Origin of the sequence: Methylobacterium nigriterrae (assembly GCF_037106235.1) — a bacterium.
In the GTDB taxonomy this organism is placed as follows: domain Bacteria; phylum Pseudomonadota; class Alphaproteobacteria; order Rhizobiales; family Beijerinckiaceae; genus Methylobacterium; species Methylobacterium nigriterrae.
The window spans coordinates 1-2,180 of record NZ_JBAWTG010000309.1 but is presented as its reverse complement, the minus strand read 5'-3'; the positions used below and the strand labels follow the sequence as shown (position 1 = coordinate 2,180).

Annotated in this window: 2 protein-coding genes; both read left to right on the top strand. The window is 69.9% G+C overall.

Annotated elements, in window-relative coordinates; translation table 11 throughout:
- Window positions 1-1,632: GMC family oxidoreductase (locus tag WDW90_RS36540; RefSeq protein ID WP_336492628.1), on the top strand; the 1,632-nt coding region annotated here is incomplete at its 5' end.
- A 51-nt stretch (window positions 1,633-1,683) separates the two neighbouring features.
- Window positions 1,684-2,180 (top strand): MFS transporter (locus WDW90_RS36535; protein WP_336492627.1); only part of this gene is annotated, 497 nt, incomplete at its 3' end.

Genomic DNA, 2,180 nt, shown 5'->3' with positions numbered 1-2,180 from the left:
GTGCTCGCCAACCGCCTCACCGAGGACGGCCGCCACCGCGTGCTTCTGCTGGAGGCCGGTCCCCGCGATCGCTCGCCCTGGATCCATCTTCCCATCGGGTACGGGAAGACGATGTTCCACAAGACCCTCAACTGGGGCTTCTACACGGAGCCCGAGCCGACCATGAAGGGTCGGCGGATCTACTGGCCCCGCGGCCGCACGCTCGGCGGATCCTCCTCGATCAATGGCCTGATCTACATCCGCGGACAGGCCGAGGATTACGATGCCTGGGCACAAGCTGGGAACCGGGGCTGGGCCTGGCAGGATGTTCTGCCCTACTTCATCCGCTCCGAGCACAACAGTCGCGGCGCAAGCCCAGCCCATGGCGCGGACGGGCCGCTCTGGTGCTCGGACATCGAGCACAAGCACGAGCTGATCGAGACAATCATCGCGGGGGCCGGGGAACTCGGCGTACCGCGCACCGACGACTTCAACGGCGGCGACCAGGAGGGCGTCGGCTACTATCAGCTCTTCACCCGGCACGGGCTGCGCTGCAGCACGGCGGCAGCTTACCTGCGCCCGGCCCGGCGCCGCCCGAACCTTCGCATCGAGGTCGGGGCGCACGCGACGGACTTGATCCTGGAGGGGACGCGCGCCGTCGGGATCCGCTATCGGCAGGGCGGCGCGATGCGGGAGGCGCGGGCGGCCCGCGAGGTGATCCTGGCGGCCGGCGCCCTGCAGAGCCCGCAGCTCCTCCTTCTCTCCGGCATCGGCGCGCCCGAGGAGCTTGCGCGCCACGGCATCGCGGTCCGGCACGCGCTTCCCGGAGTGGGCCGTAACCTGCAGGACCATCTTCAGATCCGGCTGATGTACCGGGTCGCCAAGCCGATCACGACGAACGACGACCTCGCCTCGGTCTGGGGCCAGGCGCGGATCGGCCTGCAATGGCTGCTCAAGCGGAGCGGCCCGCTGGCGGTCGGGATCAACCAGGGCGGCCTGTTCACCCGGGTGATGCCGGGCGACGGCGCGCCCGACGTGCAGTTCCACTTCGGCACGCTCTCGGCGGATCTGGCCGGGGCCAAGCCCCATCCCTGGTCCGGCTGCACCTTCTCGGTCTGCCAGCTCAGGCCGGAATCGCGGGGGACGGTGACGCTGCGCAGCGCCGACCCGTTCGAGGCGCCGGTGATGCGGGCAAACTACCTCGCCACCGAGACCGACCGGCTCTGCACCGTCGCGGGCATCAAGTTCGCGAGACGCTTGGCTGGCACGGCGGCTCTCAAGAGCCTGCTGGTTGAAGAGCACAAGCCGGGCGCCGCCGTGCAGGGCGATGCGGCGCTCCTCGACTTCGCGCGGGAGGCCGGCGCCACGATCTTCCACCCCTCGGGCACCTGCAAGATGGGCGACGATCCGCTGGCGGTGACGGATGCGCGCCTGCGGGTGCACGGGATGGCGGGCCTGCGCGTGGTCGATTGCTCGATCATGCCGACGCTGGTGTCCGGCAACACCAGCGCGCCCGTCGTCATGATCGCCGAGAAAGCCTCCGACATGATCCTCGAGGAGGCCCGCACGGCGGCCGCGCCAAGTCCCGTGCAGGAGTGGGCGCCATTACCGGAGCAGGGAACCCTAAAAGCGGCCACGGCACGACATGCATGAGCACGCGTCCGCTTCGGGCAAGCCGGGGCCGACTGACCAGCGGAGGCAATCATGAGAGCGAACGGATCGGGACGAGCCACGGCGCAGGGCGGACTGCGACGCGTCGTCTCCGCCGCGCTGATCGGGGCCACGATCGAGTGGTACGACTTCTTCCTGTACGGCGTCGTGGCCGGCATCGTCCTGAACAAGCTCTACTTCCCGGCGAGCGATCCGCTCGTCTCGACGCTGCTGGCCTACGCGACCTTCGCGGTCGGCTTCGTCACGCGGCCCCTCGGCGGCGTCATCTTCGGGCATTTCGGCGACCGGATCGGCCGCAAGAGCATGCTGGTGATCACGCTCATGCTGATGGGCGTCGCGACATTCCTGATCGGGCTCGTGCCGACCTACGCGCAGATCGGCGTCGCCGCGCCGGTGCTCCTCCTCGTCCTCCGGATCGTGCAGGGCATCGGCCTCGGCGGCGAATGGGGCGGCGCCGTGCTCATGGCCTTCGAGTACGCCCCGCCGGAGCGGCGCGGGCTCTACGCCAGCATCCCGCAGATCGGGCTCGC